This is a genomic window from Pedobacter nanyangensis (assembly GCF_003313505.1).
Classification (GTDB): domain Bacteria; phylum Bacteroidota; class Bacteroidia; order Sphingobacteriales; family Sphingobacteriaceae; genus Pedobacter; species Pedobacter nanyangensis.
The window spans coordinates 151,979-169,241 of the sequence record NZ_QMHO01000001.1 but is presented as its reverse complement, the minus strand read 5'-3'; the positions used below and the strand labels follow the sequence as shown (position 1 = coordinate 169,241).

13 protein-coding genes are annotated in these 17,263 nt (G+C 41.8%); 7 read left to right on the top strand and 6 right to left on the bottom strand.

Annotation, left to right across the window (positions count from 1 at the left end):
• Nucleotides 1–192: 192 nt before the first annotated feature.
• Nucleotides 193–1,038 (bottom strand): RteC domain-containing protein, encoded by an 846-nt coding sequence (locus DUT71_RS00735; protein WP_072997319.1) that lies wholly within the window; start codon nucleotides 1,036–1,038, stop codon nucleotides 193–195.
• 527 nt (nucleotides 1,039–1,565) lie between these two features.
• Between DUT71_RS00735 and DUT71_RS00730 the strand changes: the two genes are divergently transcribed.
• Both DUT71_RS00730 and DUT71_RS00725 read left to right on the top strand, forming a co-directional pair.
• Nucleotides 1,566–2,120 (top strand): C40 family peptidase, encoded by a 555-nt coding sequence (locus DUT71_RS00730; RefSeq protein WP_113660639.1) that lies wholly within the window; start codon nucleotides 1,566–1,568, stop codon nucleotides 2,118–2,120.
• A gap of 58 nt (nucleotides 2,121–2,178) precedes the next feature.
• Nucleotides 2,179–3,288, top strand: coding sequence for a CapA family protein (locus DUT71_RS00725; protein WP_240186817.1), 1,110 nt, complete (start codon nucleotides 2,179–2,181; stop codon nucleotides 3,286–3,288).
• Nucleotides 3,289–3,475: 187 nt separating this feature from the next.
• On the opposite strand, the gene DUT71_RS00715 is transcribed toward DUT71_RS00725, so the two are convergent.
• Nucleotides 3,476–3,661 carry a hypothetical protein gene (locus tag DUT71_RS00715; protein ID WP_113660637.1) on the bottom strand — a complete coding sequence of 62 codons (186 nt, stop codon included), beginning with the start codon at nucleotides 3,659–3,661 and terminating at the stop codon, nucleotides 3,476–3,478.
• Between the two features lie 151 nt (nucleotides 3,662–3,812).
• Between DUT71_RS00715 and DUT71_RS00710 the strand changes: the two genes are divergently transcribed.
• On the top strand, nucleotides 3,813–4,748 hold the full coding sequence (locus tag DUT71_RS00710; RefSeq protein ID WP_113660636.1) for an SPFH domain-containing protein: 936 nt from the start codon (nucleotides 3,813–3,815) through the stop codon (nucleotides 4,746–4,748).
• 185 nt (nucleotides 4,749–4,933) lie between these two features.
• Here the strand turns inward: DUT71_RS00710 and DUT71_RS00705 are convergent, their stop codons facing one another.
• The gene (locus tag DUT71_RS00705; protein ID WP_113660635.1) at nucleotides 4,934–5,434 is read right to left on the bottom strand and encodes a DUF1579 family protein; all 501 of its coding nucleotides are present in this window, start codon (nucleotides 5,432–5,434) and stop codon (nucleotides 4,934–4,936) included.
• Nucleotides 5,435–5,598: 164 nt separating this feature from the next.
• Here DUT71_RS00705 and DUT71_RS00700 point away from each other — a divergent pair, with 164 nt between their 5' ends.
• A complete protein-coding gene (locus tag DUT71_RS00700; protein ID WP_113660634.1) occupies nucleotides 5,599–6,165 on the top strand; it encodes a thiamine pyrophosphokinase in 567 nt (188 codons plus the stop codon).
• 83 nt (nucleotides 6,166–6,248) lie between these two features.
• A complete protein-coding gene (locus DUT71_RS00695; protein ID WP_113660633.1) occupies nucleotides 6,249–6,743 on the top strand; it encodes a GNAT family N-acetyltransferase in 495 nt (164 codons plus the stop codon).
• A 56-nt stretch (nucleotides 6,744–6,799) separates the two neighbouring features.
• On the opposite strand, the gene DUT71_RS00690 is transcribed toward DUT71_RS00695, so the two are convergent.
• The 3 genes from DUT71_RS00690 to DUT71_RS00680 form a co-directional block, all read right to left on the bottom strand.
• Nucleotides 6,800–10,114 carry a S41 family peptidase gene (locus DUT71_RS00690; protein WP_240186816.1) on the bottom strand — a complete coding sequence of 1,105 codons (3,315 nt, stop codon included), beginning with the start codon at nucleotides 10,112–10,114 and terminating at the stop codon, nucleotides 6,800–6,802.
• A gap of 7 nt (nucleotides 10,115–10,121) precedes the next feature.
• On the bottom strand, nucleotides 10,122–11,432 hold the full coding sequence (locus DUT71_RS00685) for a M20/M25/M40 family metallo-hydrolase (protein ID WP_113660631.1): 1,311 nt from the start codon (nucleotides 11,430–11,432) through the stop codon (nucleotides 10,122–10,124).
• A gap of 103 nt (nucleotides 11,433–11,535) precedes the next feature.
• Entirely contained in the window at nucleotides 11,536–13,371 is a 1,836-nt protein-coding gene (locus DUT71_RS00680; RefSeq protein WP_113661067.1) for a M61 family metallopeptidase, read from the bottom strand.
• Nucleotides 13,372–14,846: 1,475 nt separating this feature from the next.
• On the opposite strand from DUT71_RS00680, the gene DUT71_RS00670 reads away from it, so the two are divergent.
• Together DUT71_RS00670 and DUT71_RS00665 are read left to right on the top strand one after the other, a co-directional pair.
• Entirely contained in the window at nucleotides 14,847–16,580 is a 1,734-nt protein-coding gene (locus DUT71_RS00670) for a GMC oxidoreductase (RefSeq protein WP_113660629.1), read from the top strand.
• A 2-nt stretch (nucleotides 16,581–16,582) separates the two neighbouring features.
• Nucleotides 16,583–17,242 (top strand): gluconate 2-dehydrogenase subunit 3 family protein, encoded by a 660-nt coding sequence (locus tag DUT71_RS00665; RefSeq protein WP_113660628.1) that lies wholly within the window; start codon nucleotides 16,583–16,585, stop codon nucleotides 17,240–17,242.
• Nucleotides 17,243–17,263: the final 21 nt, after the last annotated feature.

Below are 17,263 nucleotides of genomic sequence, written 5' to 3'. Positions count from 1 at the left end.
CAATTGGTTTGGGCATTTTTTGAAAATTTTTACAATTGAAAAAAAAACTTATCAGATAAGGGTTTTAAGGGATTTTAAATGTTTCGTCAACGGATTCAACCACCGTTCGCCAATTGGTGTATATTGGCAAATGATACAAACAAAAAAGCAGTACACGGTAATGTACTGCTTTGAAAATAAGACGATCATAAACTAAAGGTCTTTATCCATATATTCTTCCAATGAGTTTTTGAGCTGGTCTAAAAATGCAGTTCGGGAACCGCTTCGGGTTTTCATTCTGTGGAAAGCGTGATGTATATCGTTTAGCGGTGTTTGGAATAAAACCTGAAATATCAAGGCTAATTTTTTGATACCGATTTTTCCGTAGCTAACAGAATTTGAGGCATAGATAGCGTATATAAGCTCAATAAGTGCGTTTTGCGAGTTCGTCCAAGAAATATCCATGTTGGCATCTCCACTTATCAAAACCATTTCGGGATTTTCTTCGGGATTGATTTTAGTAAGTAGATAATTATACAGTAATTCATTTGCAATAATATGGGCAACCCGATTGTCATAATACGTTGAGAAATTAAGGTCAATTTCAAAGACACCGCTATTTAACCCATCGTGGTAGTTGATTTGTCCGAGCCTGAAATAAGTATGGTCACGGTCTGTTCTCCCTGCACGGTAATACTTGTAAAAATCCGTATTACAGATACTATCCTTGTATTCGGATTTGAGATTTTTTAATTCATTTTCAAAATAGGCATAATACATTTTGCCGTTGCTGACAGGGCAGGTCGTTTCAATACGGAATACCTTGTTATAATAAATGAGCTTTCCTAATATCTCTGGTTTGATATTCTTGAAAAAGTCAACCTCCTGTTGTTCATCCTTAAATCCAGTTTGTAAGACTGAAGATTTTACAGAACACAGCATTTCTCTTAGGAATATGGTCATTTCATAAGCCTCTTCCGATGTTCGCATCATTTGAGAAGATACTTTGTCTTCCTGATGCCGAATTTGCAATAATATTTTGCTCAACGTAATTTCCATAGCATAGACTTTTTAAGTGTTTGACACTATTTGTTTCGGAGCTATATCTATTGTCGGTATGGCAAAATTTGAAAATAATATTGAAACTTTTTCCACAGATTCCCCCATATTGGGAAAGATTTTCATTAACGGATGTACTTTAGTAGCTGTGAAAAGATAAAAAAGGGCAAAGTATTTAGTGTTACTTTACCCTTATTTTATTAAATTTGCACTAATGATTTACAAGGTAATCAAGTGAAAGTGAGTGCAACAAGCACCATGACTAAATCGTTACCGATACGGTTTTCAAATCTTGTAAACTACTCTTTATAAACAACTTTTAGCCTTATTAATCTTTTTGGATAAAAAAACACGTTTTACAGCGGTTTGCCGAAAGGCCGTTGCGACAAAAATGTTAATAACTTGATTTTTTAACATTTTAATATTTGGATTAAAGAAGCTTTAATTATAATTTTGCTGCCTAACAATAAGCCCACGTTGGTTTACGTTAAGTGTAAGTGTTGTTTACCCAAACTTAATAGTATAACATGATTAAAAAGTTTTTGTTTTCTACTTTAATCGTTCTCGCAGCTTTCTCGGCAACATTTGCCCAAAGCAAAGGTAAAGAAGCTGCTAAAGTAGAAGATCCGGACAATTTAGCTTCGCAATATTTCTCGCAAGTAATGGGGGTTGCAGTAAATGCAACATCAAACCTAAAATTATATAAGTTTATTTACGAATGGATAGGAACTCCCTACCGTTTTGGAGGCAACACCAAAAAAGGAATAGACTGCTCGGCTTTTACCAAGGCTATTTACGACAAAGTTTTTAATACAACCATTTTACGTAACTCTCGTGACATTTTTAGCATGGTTAACCCCTTGTCTAAGGATGAACTGAAAGAGGGTGATTTGGTTTTCTTTAAAATCAAGAGCCGTAGCATATCACATGTAGGTATTTATTTGGGCGATAATCGTTTTGCCCATGCGTCAAGTACCCGTGGTGTGGTAATTAGCAATTTGAACGAACCTTATTACAGCCGCTATTTTTATAAAGGTGGAAGAATTATTGAGCCCGAGGATAAGGAGTTTATAGAAGAATAAGTCAATTAAAAAGATATTAGACGATCCTTCCCAAATTGGGAGGGATTTTTTTTGAAATATGATGAAGAAAATTTTTGGACTGCTTATTTGTATTGCTGTTGTTTATGTGCTGGTAAGTTGCCAAAGTAGGCCTACGGCAGCAAAGCAGATTGTTGATGCCGATACATTGTCGGAAACCAAAAAAATAAAAGATACGATCAGCATTGTAGCCGTTGGTGATATGATGTTGGGCTCTGCCTTTCCAAGCAAACTTAATTTGCCTCCTGATGATGCCGTTAATAGTTTTAAGGCTGTCGATACTTTTTTGAAAGGAGATATTGTATTTGGCAATTTGGAAGGTTGTTTTCTAAACTCGGGAAATTCTTCCAAATGCAAGGGGATAAACCCCAATAACTGCTATGCTTTTAGAATGCCTGATCGCTATGCCGGAATTTTTAAAACTGCTGGCTTTAATGTGCTCAGTGTTGCCAATAACCATGTGGGCGATTTTAACAACAAGGGCCGTAAGAATACTGCTAAGATTTTGGACTCCCTGCAAATCCATTATGCGGGGCAGTTGGACAAACCATTTGATTTGTTTTCTATGGATAGTGTGAGGTATGCTTTTGTGGCTTTTGCGCCAAATGAGAATACCGTTTCCATTAAAAATATAGATAGCGCCAAGCTGTTGGTGGCCGAATTGAAAAAACAGGCCGATATTGTGATCGTATCCTTTCATGGTGGAGGTGAAGGCGCCAGATTTGAGCATGTTACCCGAAAAACGGAGATCTTTTATAACGAAAACCGTGGGAATGTGTACGCTTTTGCGCACGGCGTAATTGATGCGGGTGCAGATGTGGTATTGGGGCATGGGCCACATGTGACCAGAGCGGTAGAAGTTTACAAGAATAAATTTATTGCCTACAGTTTGGGTAATTTCTGCACTTACGGCATGTTTAGCTTAAAGGGGCCCAATGGTATAACGCCTTTGCTGCAATTGAAAATAAATGCCCAAGGTGATTTTCTTTATGCCGATGTTATCTCGGTAAAACAGGATAAGATTAACCGTTTAACCTTAGACGAAAGTGGCGCCGCATTTCAAAAAATTAAAACGCTTACCGATATTGATTTTAAGGGACATGGGCTAAAGTTTGAAAACAACAGGATCTCGCTCAATGAAAAACAATAAACTGACCTTACATTATGTGATTGCGGCAGCGGCATTGCTGGTGCTGTTATATGCGTTATATCTGCTTTATCAGGACCCGCTGCGGATCAGGTTTTTGATCATCACGATTATTGCTTGTTCATTGGTGGCGCTGGTTCAAATTCTCATTGTTAGACAAAAGAGATCCCAAAACAAGCATTGATTTTTGTTAGGACTCATCCTTGGTATTCTTGATCAGGCCAATGCCCGACACAAAAAAGATAATGGCAATAATGGCCACAACAAGAAGTTCTCTGGTGCCTACGCTATGGTTTAGAAAACCCCAGCCAGCATAAATTAGTCCTACAATGCCAAGAATGGTTAAAATAGTGCCGAAAGTTCGTTTTACGTTCATCTCTATACTTCGATTTGCTTAAAAACAGCCTAAAGTATTTTTTGTTTGTTAAGCCGTTTTAAGATGTGCCCATTGTTTTTTGGATTAAAGACATAGGAATAGCCGCTTGCTGGTTTATTTTTAGTAATATTGGTCATCAAAAATTATTGCTATGGATTACTTCGGTTATGGCGTACTTGTATTTGCGCTAATTATTCTTTTCAGTTCATTTGTAACGGTTAAACAAGGCACAATTGCTGTCATTACTATTTTCGGTAAATATCAACGATTGTTGCGCCCGGGGCTGAGCCTTAAAATTCCGCTGATAGAAGTTATTCATTCAAGGATATCTATTCAGAACCGCTCGGTTGAGTTATCTTTCCAAGCAGTCACACAAGATCAGGCCAATGTGTATTTCAAGGCCATGTTGCTTTATTCGGTGCTTAATCACGATGAGGAAACCATTAAAAATGTAGCCTTCAAATTCGTAGATTCTAATAACTTGATGCAGGCCTTAATTCGTACCATTGAAGGCTCTATCCGTGCTTACGTAGCTACGCAGAAGCAAGCAAATGTATTGGCACAGCGTAACGAAATTGTTGAGCACGTAAAACACCAAATTGATCAAGTGTTGGAAAGTTGGGGTTACCATTTACAGGATTTGCAATTAAACGATATCACTTTTGACGAAGAAATTATGCGCTCAATGAGTCGTGTGGTAGCTTCCAATAACTTAAAAGCCGCCGCTGAAAACGAAGGCCAGGCTTTATTGATTACCAAAACGAAGGCTGCCGAAGCAGATGGTAATGCCATCAAAATTGCCGCTACAGCTGAGCGTGAAGCTGCACAGTTGCGCGGTCAGGGTATTGCGTTATTTAGGGAAGAAGTAGCAAAAGGGATGACCAATGCTGCTCACGAAATGCAACAGGCAAACCTAGACACCTCAGTGATTTTATTTACCATGTGGACGGAAGCCATTAAGCAGTTTGCAGAATATAGCGAAGGGAATGTGATTTTCCTAGATGGGAGTACCGAAGGGATGAACAATACCATGAAGCAGATGATGGCCATGCAGATGAATCAAAAGACGGCAGCAGATAAGAAATAATTTCTTAGAGATCTAAGAACATTTTAGTTGCATGGCTTAGGCGAGCTAAGGGGCCTTAGGTGGTTTTGTTTTTTTGCTATTTTCTTTTTAACCATTAAGGCATTAAGGGACATTAAGTTTTCTCAACCATGCCTTAATTCTGTTAATTTCTTAATGTTTATCTTATAGCCAAGGTGCCTCAAACTTTATAAATCCAGCCTCAGGTTAATCGTTTCAATAGCCTTGGCTTCTTCGCCGCTTGGCGAGATATTGTAGGCACGCAGAATGAACTGGTCTGAATTGATAATTTCAAGTTCTGTGCGCCAGCCCCAAGGCTCGGGCATTTCACTATTGCTGTATTGTCCAGTTACCGAGAAGCCGTTGCTCGTTTCTACACCTTCGGAAAACATAATTCCCGTGCCCATGTGAAAACTATCTATCCAACTGCAAACGCACTTGTTATTGCCCAAATCAAATCCCCAAACCATTAGGCCCTCGTGGGATTTTCCGTTGATAATACCCCTATATTCATAGCGGATAAATCGTTTGTTGAGCAGTGCAATAATTTTACTGCTCGTTGCTGATTCATCTGCCAGTACATCCTTTTCAAACCAAGTGCGGGTACGGCCGTCCCAATTGCCTATTAAGCTTAAAAGCCTTAAATGCGGGCCAGTTTCTTTTGATATTTCGAATTTACTTTTGCTCATCACTACAAGATACGATTTTTGTGTTATCGATATATATTTGAACGATTGAAAATTTGAAAGGTTTGATATGTTTAATCGGTGAAATGTAAAACTGTAAATGACGAAGTGGAAACTGCCAACTGAAAACTGTAGATTGTGAACGGAAAAACTGTTAACTTAGGTCCATGTCATCACACCATATCATCAGGGAAAAACAAGAGCCTGCCTTGTATATTCACGAACTGGGAAATTTTAACGAGGAACATTTAGGACAGCTTTTAGAGTGGAGCCCAACGCTCATGGTAGCCGCCAGTGAATATGAGAAAGTAATTTCCTTAGAGCTTAAGGTAGATCTTGTGGTTGGAAACCTGCCGCAGGGAGCCGCATTACAAGAGGATATCCGGATAATCCCAAAGCCAAAAGAAGGCCTGGAAGATGCCATGGCGTTTCTTATCAAAGAAAAATATCCTGCGGTAAATGTCATTAGTAGGATCAACAGTTTTGATGACCTAACCTGTTATTTGCCAGATATTAATTTGGTGCTTTTTACCGATACAAGTAAACACTATGCCATTAAAAGCGGATTTAGCGTTTGGAAGCCTGCGGGTACCATCCTGTTGATTGATGTGATTGCCTATTTTGAAGCGGATAACCTGATGCAACAAGAAACGGGTGAATTTGTAGTGGTAGAAGACGGTTTGGTTTCTTTTAGATTTCAGGCTCCTTATCTATTTATTGGAGAACTGCTGTAATTAGTATTTAGAGATTAGCAGTTAGTATTTAGCTAGAAAAAAAGACCAAAACGTACACTTTCAAAATCCCTGACCCCTAAAAAATGATATATCTCAGAAAAGCCAAAGAAGAGGACCTTCCTACGATCAAAAGTTTGGCCCAACAAACCTGGCCCACGGCCTATGGCGATATCATCTCGCAAGAGCAAATTGTATTTATGCTGGATAAAATGTATAACCACGGTGAGCTTTTAGGCCAACTGCATGATGGGCATACTTTCCTGATCGCATCTGAACTTAAAGAAGATGTTGGCTTTGCCGGCTTCTCCGTAGTTGATTCGGAAAACCACGTTTATAAGCTGCACAAACTTTATGTGCTGCCCAAAATGCACGGTAAAGGCGTAGGTAAAATTTTAATGAACGAAGTGGTTGATCAGATCAAAGCTCAAGGGGCAAAATTTTTGCAACTGAACGTAAATAGAGCAAACAAAGCCAAGGATTTTTATGAAAAGGCTGGCTTTAAAATAAAAGAAACCATTGACCTTGATATCGGTAACGGTTTCTTCATGAATGACTATGTGATGGAAAAAGAGGTTTAAATTCTTTATCCAGAGAAATTAAGGGGACCTGCGGTTAGCTGCAAGTCCCCTGTTTTTTAATGGCCCCTAATTGGATCTTTAGGTTTTGCGGTGTTAGGATATTTATAATTTTTCATCTCCTCCTGCAATATTTTGATGGTTCTTTCCAGCTGCGGGTCTCTACCTTCTAATAAATCTTTCGGAGTTTGTTCAACAAAAACATCTGGCGCAACACCTTCATTTTCAATGATCCATTTGCCCTTGGTATCATAAATGCCGAAATTTGGCGAGGTAATGCTGCCGCCATCTAACAAACGTGGATAACCGCTAATTCCTACCAAAATGCCCATGGTAGTGCGCCCCACCAACTTGCCAAGGCCTTTCTCCCTGAACATGTAAGGCATCATATCGCCACCGGAGCCAGCGTTTTCATTGATGATCATTGCTTTAGGGCCGTAAATGCCGTTTCCAGGTGTAGTAAAGCTTTTGCCATCTCTAATTGCCCAATAGCTCATTAATTCGCGGCTGAGCAAATCAATCACATAATCAGCTACCCAGCCACCGCCATTGTTACGCTCATCAATTAACAATGCTTTTTTATCCATTTGAGAGAAATAGTAACGATTGAAGTAAGTGTAACCATCAGGCCCGGTGTTTGGCATATACACATAGGCAATTTGACCATTGCTTAGGTCGTTTACCCTTTTGCGGTTGCGTTCCACCCATTCCATTCTGCGCAGTTCCATTTCGGCACCTGGTGTAATTGGTACTACCACCACTTCTCTGGCACCATCTAGGCTAGGCTTGCTGTTCACTTTAATGGCTACTTGTTTGCCAGCCTTAAAATCAAAAAGGCTGTAAATAGATGTTTCCGAATTTAATGGTACACCGTTAATGGCAACAATGTAATCGCCTTCTTTAATGTTCAGGCCTGGCTCTGCCAAAGGAGCCTTAAAGCTTGGATTCCAGTCTAAACGGTTAAAGATTTTCTGGATTTTATAAAAGCCATTTTCAATTTGATAATCGGCACCTAACATTCCTACTGTTACCGAAGTAGCCGAAGGTTCATCGCCTGGATAGATATAGTTGTGGCCCACCACCATTTCGCCCATCATTTCGTTTAATAGGTAAGCCAAGTCAGATCGGTGGTTTACATAGGGCAAGAATTTTTCGTACTTGGTTTTCACTGCCGGCCAATCAGCTCCGTGCATATTTTCTACGTAAAAATAGGCTTTCTCCATGGTCCAAACTTCATTGAACATCTGTTTCCATTCTGCCGCCGGATCTACCAATAGTTTAATGCCTTCTAACTTGATTTTGCCAGTTTCGGGCGTGGCAGGTTTTTGTGCCGCCGGAACAATGAAATAACTTCCTCTTGAACTATAAATCATGCTCTTGCCATCGGCACTCACCCCAACACCAAAAACACCTTGCACCAAGCTGGTACTTTCCATTTTGCTGAGATTTAAGGTGCTCAACTCGCCGTTGCGGATGTACAGCAACTGACCTTCAACACCGCCCTCAATACCTGATAAACCACCTGCTGGAATAGGCAATGCAATGATGCGGTTGCTTAAATCGTCCAAGTCAATTTCAATAGGTTTTTTTGTTTCTGCTGGTTTTGCGGGTTCGGCAGCAGGTTTCGCATCTTTTTTCGCAGTTGATTTCTTTTCTTCTTTTTTAGGCTCTTCTTTTTTGGCCGGCGCAGGTTCTTCGGTTATCTTCTCCTCGTCGCTTTCTGTTTTATATAAAGAAGGCGTTTTTTTAGAAAGGATTAGGGCATATGCGGTATAGTTTACCGGACGCTGATAGGCCGACATGTGCAAGCCGCTATTGGTTAAGCCTACATCGGTGCTGGCCATAAAGAAAAGATACTTGCCATCTTTACTGAAATTTGGATAAACCGCATTGCTCATGCCATCGGTTACCTGGGTATGCGTTTGTTTCTCCAAATTGTACAAGAAAACCGCACTTAAACTGTTTGGCAAAGTAGCTACGTATGAAATCCACTTAGAATCTGGGGACCAGCTGGGCAACAACTGATTGTAGGTTCTTGCAGTGTGTGATCCCAATTTGTCTTGCTTAACCAATACTGGTTTTTTAGCGTTGATATCGATGTAGTATAAATTCAAATGCGCATCAGCATAGAAAAGCTTTTTGCTGTCAGGCGACCAAGTTGGTTGGAAATAAAAGTGAGAATCTCCCAAGGTGATATATGCTGGTTCGCCCTTGGTTGCTTGGTTTAGCAATACCAACTGATATTTGCCATTTTTATCAGACAGGTAAGAGATGTATTTGCCATCTGGCGACCACCCTGGATATTTCTCATAACTGCCCGGTGAGTTAGATAGATTTCTAGCATCTCCTTTTTCTTTAGGTACAGAAAAAATCTCTCCGCGGCTTTCAAATAAAGCCCTTACCCCTTTTGGCGAAATATCGAAGTTCCGGATATCGCTGGCCATATCAATATATCTGCTGCGTTTGTAAGGAGCGTCAGCCTGGATCAATATCTTTAAAGTGCTGATTTTGTTGTTGCTGGCATCCAAAAGGTGGATGCGGCCACCTTGCTCAAAAGCAAGCATGTTTGTGCCTCCAGTTAACGATTTGATATCATAATCCTTGAAGTTGGTAATTTTCTCAACTTTTTTAGATTTTACATCGTAGCTATAAAGATTGAGCGTAAGGTCTTTATCATTTAAATAATAAACCTTATTGCCTACCCATTGCGGTTTTACGTTGTTGGCACCTTCTCCCGGAATAATTTCGATGTTCTTGGTCTGGGTGTCGAAAATCCAGATTTGGGGCATGCCGCCGCCACGATAGCGTTTAAAAGCAACGTTTAACCGGTCAGAAGGGTCGGTGTTCTTGATGTAGGCCCAATAACGTCCATCGGCAGAAGGCGAGCCTTGAGTGGCTTCGGGCATTGGCAGGGGCTGTTCCTTGGTGCCATCAATTTTGATGCGGTGCATGCGAGAACTCAATGCGTAGCTATAATCACGAGTTGAAGTAAAATAAACTTCTTCATTGCTTAGCCAGCCCTTTACCAAATCGGCACTGGGATGGAAGGTTACCCTTTTAGGCTCGCCGCCTTCTATCGGAATAACATACACATCGGTATTTCCGTCGTAATTCCCCGTAAAGGCAATCATTTTGCCATCAGGCGAAAAAACAGGACTTTGCTCCACCGCTGGATTAACGGTTAACCTTCTGGAGTTGCTGCCATCACGATTGGCGATCCAAATATCACCGCCATAAACAAAGGCAACATTTTTTTCACTTACTGAGGGGCTACGCAACAGCAATGTTTCTGCCGTTTGCGCAAATATATTTGGTATGCAGAGCGCCATAGACATGGCACCGCCGCATATTGCTTTCAATAATAATTTACTCATGGTTGGTTTATTGGTTCAGTTTGGGAATTCGAGTTGGGGTATCTGTTCCACTGATGATGCTCACGGCACTCTTGGCGATAGCTTTGATGGTTGATAGGATATTTTCTACATCCAAAGAACTGTATTCATCTTTTACCGTGTGGTATAATTTATCGATGTCAATTTGATCGGTACTGATGGTATGCGCAGGAACCCCTAATGCCGCTAAAGTGGCGTTATCACTCCTATAAAATAGATTTTGTTCCTTGTATGGATCAGGATGGAAGGTAAACTCGGTTCCTTCCAAGTTTTTTTGGAGGATTTTGCCGAAATCTGATTTCTCGTAACCTGTAATGAAAGCGGTATTTTTCCCGAACTTACTGTCCTTGCCAATCATTTCGATGTTGAACATGGCTACAACATCATCTGGATTTAGTTTTTCTGAAAAGTAACGAGAGCCATAGCCACCAATTTCTTCAGCGGTAAAAGCAACAAAAATCAAGGTGCGCTCATTTTTGTTTAATTTTTTGTAGTATTTGGCCAGGGCAATTACGGCCGAAGTTCCAGAGGCATCATCGTCAGCTCCGTTCATGATACTGTCGCCTTCCACCGGTTTTACAATGCCCATGTGGTCGTAATGTCCGGAGAAAACCACAAACTCCTTAGCTTTGGATTTGCCCGGAATAACTCCCGCAACGTTAAACAGCGGCATTTTCGAAACCGAGTTTTTCAGTTCAACTTGAAAAGAACTTGCGCTTTCTTTGTCCAATACAAATACCACCGCTGGGCTTTTGGCGTTCTTTAGGTCCTTCTCATCTACAACCGACTCTCTTCCAATCATCCCTTTAACACGTTTAAAGGCATCCAGGAATTTTACGTCAACTAAAACCAATTGCCTTTTGCCGCTACGGGCCAAAGTTCTAAACTGGCTCATGAAATCTTTGCTGTCATCTAATTTCACCCAGCCATCGCTATTGGTTTGATCAAATGAGATACTTTCCGCCCTATTGCCGTAGATCAGAATATTTTCTTCGGCAATAGCTTGGCCATCAATGGTTACCTTGGCCGAAAGTGGCTTTAGCTGATATTTATAGAAAGTTTGGCGATATCCTTTTTCACCATCCAGTGGCTTTAAGCCAATGGCAGTAAATTCTTTTTCGATAAAAGAAGCGGCCTTATCAATACCGGGCGTAAAGGTACGGCGGCCTTGCATATCATCAGCACTTAAGGTTTTGATCAAATGATCTACGTAATCCTTGGTAATGATTTTGTCGATATTTTGGGCATTTGCAGTAAGCGAAGCTAAGGCAAGGCCCAAGGCGTAAAAGGTTTTTTTCATTTTTATAATATTAGTATTTAGTAATTAGATGTTAGTATCTAGATTGTATTTGCTTGTTGAAAATATGAACGACTAGCAAGTAAAACTTACAACGTATTACCTACTATTTCACCGCACTTTCCAACCATTTTTCTCTAAAAGCTTTCATTTCGGCAGTTAAGGTGCCGCCAGTATTTTCAATAGGAACCAATTCAAGCATCGGATTTTCAACGTAGGTGAGCTTGGTGGTTCTTTCTATTCCTTTTCGACTGTACACAATCTCAATTGTTTCACCAGGTTGGTGTTTTTCTGTGATTGCATCAAAATCCTTTGCGGTTTTTATTTCCACGCCATCGGCTTTTAAAATCACATCATCCAAATCCAGTCCGGCGTTATAGGCCGGCAGGCCTACCGTAGTGGCCGGCACCGTTACCTTCCCTGTTGAGCCGCCATCAACTAAGCGGCCAATACCGCTATACGCTTTTCCAGAAGCTTCCTTGCGTAAAACCAATCCAGCCTTCAGGAGTAATGATGCGTAATCTTCCTTTTTGGTGGCATATACAAAATCTTTAAAGAACTTATTGGCAAAACCTGCATTTTTGGTGAGGCTGCTCAGTGTTTTCTCTAAATCACTAATGGTGTAGGCAATCTCGGTTTTGCCGTAACTTTTCCACAACGCCTTCATATAATGATCTAGGCTCAGGTTAAAATCACTTCTTAAACGTAAATCCAAAGCTAAAGCTACTGCGGCACCATAAGTGTAGTACGAGGTGAAAATATTTTGTTGGTTGGTTCGGTCAACAGCCACCCCGGCATCGGCAAAAACGGCATACCTACTTGCTTGTATTGGCGAGAAATTTTTTGCGCCGGGCGAGTTGCTTACCGCATTTACCAAGCCGCCAAATACCCTCGTGATATTTTCAAGTGTTCTAAAGCCCGACCTTTTTAAGGTGAGGTTTCCGTAATATTGTGTAAACCCCTCGGCAATCCAAAGTTCGTCGCTAAGATTTGATTGCGTGAAATTAAAGGGCTCCAGCGTTTTAGGGCGCAAACGTTCCACATTCCAGGCATGGAAAAACTCATGGGAAAATGTGCCCAACAAGTTGCTTTCGTTGCCCACAATTTTAGGCGTGCGCTGCACAATTACCGTAGAGTTACGGTGCTCCATGCCATCGCCCGCATAGCTCGGATGTACGCAATGCAGGAAATAATAATTGCCGTAATCAAAAACAGGGAGCTCGCCAAAAATAGCTTTTTGCTCCTCTACCACCTTTTTAAGCATGTTTGCATAGTTAAAAACGGTCATTTCATCGTCGTCGGAATGAGCTATTAAATGGATTTTCTGTGTTTTGCCATCCGTATTTTTTACTTCCCAGCTAGCCTCCTTAAAAGCGGAAATTTCAATGGGACTATCCATGAAATACTGGAAATCTTTGGCGTAGTAAATGCCATTGCCCATTGGTTTTAGTTGGGTGGCAATTTTCCAGTCGGTTTGTTTTGGGTAGCTGAATTTAACCGTTCGCGGTCGCTTGTCCATGCCTACGGGAAAGGCAAACACCGCAGGGATATTCATGTGGGCATGTTGCTCGTCGAAACCAGCATAGGTGCCGTCAATCCAGTTGCCGAAAATAGTGTAGGTAATTTTTACTTTGCTGGCAGGTTTTTCAATCTCGAAAACATCGCCTGCCGGTTGTTTAAGTGCCAGGGCCTTGCCGTTTGCATCAAAAGCTTTTAAGCGGTAAATGTTTTTGCCGAACTCGTGCGTGGCATATCGCCCGGGCGAGGAGCGTGCAAACCTAACTTTTAAGGGCGTATTTGCAGGCACATTGGGTATGGTCATGCTAATTTGAGCCTCATGGTGTACCAAATTGGGGAAACTCACTTCATAGCTGATTTCTTGCTGAGCTTTAAGGCCTACGGAAGTGCCAATAAGCAAAGCAGCGATTAGGTAATTCTTCATTTTGTGCAGTTTAATGGTTGAAGTTAAAACTTCCTTTTGTAAATACCCCGTTTTGGGGATATTTTTTACGTTTATAACAAGAAAGATATTTTCTGGGAAAAGCAATTTTAGGATGCTGAAATAGAGGCAAAGCAATGTTTTTTCGGCTATTTACGCTAGCCCCGTCATCCGCTCATATGGCTACAGGCCTTAGCCACAGGGCCGGTATCCGCTGCTGCCGGGTTTAGTGGGCAAGTGCCGTGCACAGGTTTAAGTAACCTAAACCCGATAGCAACGGAAAGCCCGCAAGGAGCGTGAGCGGATGAGGACTTGTAGTGAATGAGCGGGGCTGCCGTAGCCCAAGCGTTGCCGAACATTGCTTTTTAAAAATAGATTTTGATGTTCTTATAATGGCGATCAGTATAATGGTTAGTGGTATAGACATTTCGTCATCTCGACCTTTTGGATAGATCTTTGGATATGTTTATACAATGGTTAGTGGTGTGGTTGGTGATAACACCAACCATAGGTCTAATGGTTAGTGATGGCGATCAGTATAATGGTTAGTGGTATAGACATTTCGTCATCTCGACCTTTTGGATAGATCTTTGGATATTTTTATACAATGGTTAGTGGTGTGGTTGGCGATAACACCAACCACAGGTCTAATAGATTTTGATGTTCTTATAATGGCGATCAGTAGAATGGTTAGTGGTATAGACATTTCGTCATCTCGACCTTTTGGAGAGATCTTTGGATATGTTTATATAATGGTTAGTGCTGTGGTTGGTGATAACACCAACCATAGGTCTAACACCAACCACAGGTCTAATTGGGAACCGGGAAATCCGAAGGATTTCAATCCTTATAGATAAATATCTAGGCGCAATCATGCGACTCCGTAGGAGTCGTACCCGAAGGAAGTAGGTCTGTTTTTTATAACTATTTGACCTCTTCGAGGTCCTAAACCTATGGACTGGGCTTATGCTTTTTGCCGATCAAACCCAAATGTTTAGTGGTATAGACATTTCGTCATCTCGACCTTTTGGAGAGATCTTTGGATATGTTTATATAATGGTTAGTGCTGTGGTTGGTGATAACACCAACCATAGGTCTAACACCAACCACAGGTCTAATTGGGAACCGGGAAATCCGAAGGATTTCAATCCTTATAGATAAATATCTGGGCGCAATCATGCGACTCCGTAGGAGTCGTACCCGAAGGAAATAGGTCTGTTTTTTATAACTATTTGACCTCTTCGAGGTCCTAAACCTAAACCTATGGACAGGGCTTATGCTTTTTGCCGATCGAACCCAAGTTTGTTAAACCCGATTGGAACGGCAGCCCCGCTCACTTTAGCCATCGTACCTCGGGGCTGCTGTAGCCCATAGGAGCCTGCTTAAATTTTCTTCATTAAAATATAACCATGGCTGGTACAATTTTTTGTGCATCAAGCAAAAATGCGTTAACTTGAGCCTACTAACTTATAAGCCTAATGCAAATTAAAAAACAAAGCAAACATTATGATGCGGTAATTGTGGGCTCGGGCGCTGGCGGGGGCATGGCGGCATATACGCTGGCCAAGGCGGGATTAAAGGTGTGCCTTTTGGAAGCCGGGGCCATGTACGACCCTCAGAAAAATATTACGCAGTTGAAAAACCCCTGGGAATCGCCACGTAGGGGAGCAAGCACAAAATTTAGGCCCTTTGGCGATTTTGATGCGTGCTACTATGGTTGGGATGTAGAGGGTGAGCCTTACACCAAAGCGCCAGGTACTGAATGGGACTGGTGGAGAGCGAGGATGCTTGGCGGTAGAACCAACCACTGGGGGCGCATTTCGCTGCGGTTTGGCCCCAAGGATTTTAAGAGAAAAGACATTGATGGGCTGGGAGAAAACTGGCCTATCGGTTATGAAGATATTAAACCGTTTTACGATAGGGTTGATAAATTGATCGGTATTTTTGGTACCAATGAAGGGCTGGAAGACCATCCGGATGGTTTTTTTCTTCCGCCGCCAAAGCCACGCTTGCACGAACTTTTTATCCAAAAGGGTGCGGCGGTTTCGGGCGTAAAGGTAATTCCTTCAAGGCTGTCTATCCTTACTCAAAAATTGAATGATGAGCGAGGCGTTTGCTTTTTTTGTGGACAGTGCAATAGGAACTGTAGCATGGCAAAGGCCGATTTTTCTTCTACCAATGTGTTGATTTATCCGGCCCTGGCCACAGGAAATATTGATGTGGTGCCTAATGCAATGGCCAGGGAAGTGCTAACCAACAACGAAGGTTTGGCCACAGGTATTTCGTACATCAACAAAGATGACATGATGGAATACCAGGTAACCGGCCGTACGGTTATTTTAGCGGCAAGTGCTTGCGAATCTTCCCGTTTATTGCTGAACTCAAAGTCGAAACGACATCCGAATGGTTTGGCCAATAGCAGTGATGTAGTGGGCCGTTACCTGCATGACTCCACCGGAGCGGCAATGGGCGGGGTGCTTCCGCAGCTTTTTGACAGAAAACGTTACAATGAAGATGGTGTAGGGGGCATGCATATTTACTCGCCTTGGTGGCTAGACAATAAAAAACTTGATTTCCCCCGTGGTTACCACATTGAGTACTGGGGCGGAATGAGCCAGCCAGCCTATGGTTTTGGTGGCGGTATCGAAGGGATGAACGGCAAATTCGCTGTTAGGGGGCAACAAAAAGAAGCCGGGGGTTACGGCAAGTCGCTGAAAGAAGATTATCGTTATTTTTATGGGGCAAGTGTGGGCATGGCCGGCCGTGGAGAGGCCATACCATTATATGACAACCGCTGTGAAATTGACCCTAACGTGGTAGATAAATTTGGGATCCCGGTATTGAAATTTAACGTGAAATGGAGCGATCATGAGATTTTGCAGGCCAAGCACATGAAAGAAACGTTTGATGAAATGATGCACAATATGGGTGCAATTGTAACTTGGGGTGGCGACTATAATAAAGAGAACAACTACGGACTGGAGTCTCCGGGAAAAATTATCCATGAAGCCGGAACGGCACGTATGGGCAGTGATCCAAAAACTTCGGTACTGAACAAGTACAACCAGGCGCACGACTGTAAAAATTTGTTTGTTGTAGATGGCGCCGCTTTTACGTCGCAAGCGGATAAAAACATTACCTGGACCATTTTGGCACTTTCCATGAGGGCCAGCGAATACATTATTGCTGAAATGAAAAAACAAAACTTATAGCCATGAACAGGAGAGAAACATTAAAATTATTAGGTGTTGGGGCCATTTCGGGCACGGCTTTGGTAAGTGGCTGTAAACCCAAAGATGACAAGGGGGGAGCGGTAACCGATCCGGAATTTACCTATGACCGGGCAAAGGAAGAACTTGTGAGGGAAAAGGAGCTTTTGGCTCAAGCAAACTTCTTCAGCAAAGAGGAAATGGCTACCATTACCATCTTGTCGGATATCATTATCCCGAAGGATGAAGTGAGCGGAAGTGCCTCGGAAGCGAAAGTGCCTGAGTTTATTGAGTTTATTGTGAAAGACATGCCGCAACACCAAATTCCTATGCGGGGAGGTTTGCGTTGGCTAGATTTACAATGCTTAAACCGTTTTGGCAAACCTTTTAGGGAGTGCAGCGATAAGCAACAAATAGAATTGATAGATATGATTGCCTATCCTAACAAAGCAAAGCCCGAAATGAGCCAGGGTGTGGCGTTTTTTAACCGTATGCGCAATTTGGTGGCTTCTGGCTTTTATACTTCAGAAATGGGTGTGGCGGATATCGGCTATGCCGGAAATTCACCCAACCAATGGAATGGCGTACCTGATGACGTATTGAAGCAGTATGAACTGGCTTACACCGAAAAGCAGTTGAAAGAATGCGTGAAGTTTGATCGTTAGGGAGTAGTGGTTAGTGGCTAG

Bases quoted from the DNA above. Each gene is read 5' to 3' on its own strand.
- DUT71_RS00735 (WP_072997319.1), bottom strand. From the start codon at position 1,038: ATGGAAATTACGTTGAGCAAAATATTATTGCAAATTCGGCATCAGGAA.
- DUT71_RS00730 (WP_113660639.1), top strand. From the start codon at position 1,566: ATGATTAAAAAGTTTTTGTTTTCTACTTTAATCGTTCTCGCAGCTTTC.
- DUT71_RS00725 (WP_240186817.1), top strand. From the start codon at position 2,179: ATGATGAAGAAAATTTTTGGACTGCTTATTTGTATTGCTGTTGTTTAT.
- DUT71_RS00715 (WP_113660637.1), bottom strand. From the start codon at position 3,661: ATGAACGTAAAACGAACTTTCGGCACTATTTTAACCATTCTTGGCATT.
- DUT71_RS00710 (WP_113660636.1), top strand. From the start codon at position 3,813: ATGGATTACTTCGGTTATGGCGTACTTGTATTTGCGCTAATTATTCTT.
- DUT71_RS00705 (WP_113660635.1), bottom strand. From the start codon at position 5,434: ATGAGCAAAAGTAAATTCGAAATATCAAAAGAAACTGGCCCGCATTTA.
- DUT71_RS00700 (WP_113660634.1), top strand. From the start codon at position 5,599: ATGTCATCACACCATATCATCAGGGAAAAACAAGAGCCTGCCTTGTAT.
- DUT71_RS00695 (WP_113660633.1), top strand. From the start codon at position 6,249: ATGATATATCTCAGAAAAGCCAAAGAAGAGGACCTTCCTACGATCAAA.
- DUT71_RS00690 (WP_240186816.1), bottom strand. From the start codon at position 10,114: ATGAGTAAATTATTATTGAAAGCAATATGCGGCGGTGCCATGTCTATG.
- DUT71_RS00685 (WP_113660631.1), bottom strand. From the start codon at position 11,432: ATGAAAAAAACCTTTTACGCCTTGGGCCTTGCCTTAGCTTCGCTTACT.
- DUT71_RS00680 (WP_113661067.1), bottom strand. From the start codon at position 13,371: ATGAAGAATTACCTAATCGCTGCTTTGCTTATTGGCACTTCCGTAGGC.
- DUT71_RS00670 (WP_113660629.1), top strand. From the start codon at position 14,847: ATGCAAATTAAAAAACAAAGCAAACATTATGATGCGGTAATTGTGGGC.
- DUT71_RS00665 (WP_113660628.1), top strand. From the start codon at position 16,583: ATGAACAGGAGAGAAACATTAAAATTATTAGGTGTTGGGGCCATTTCG.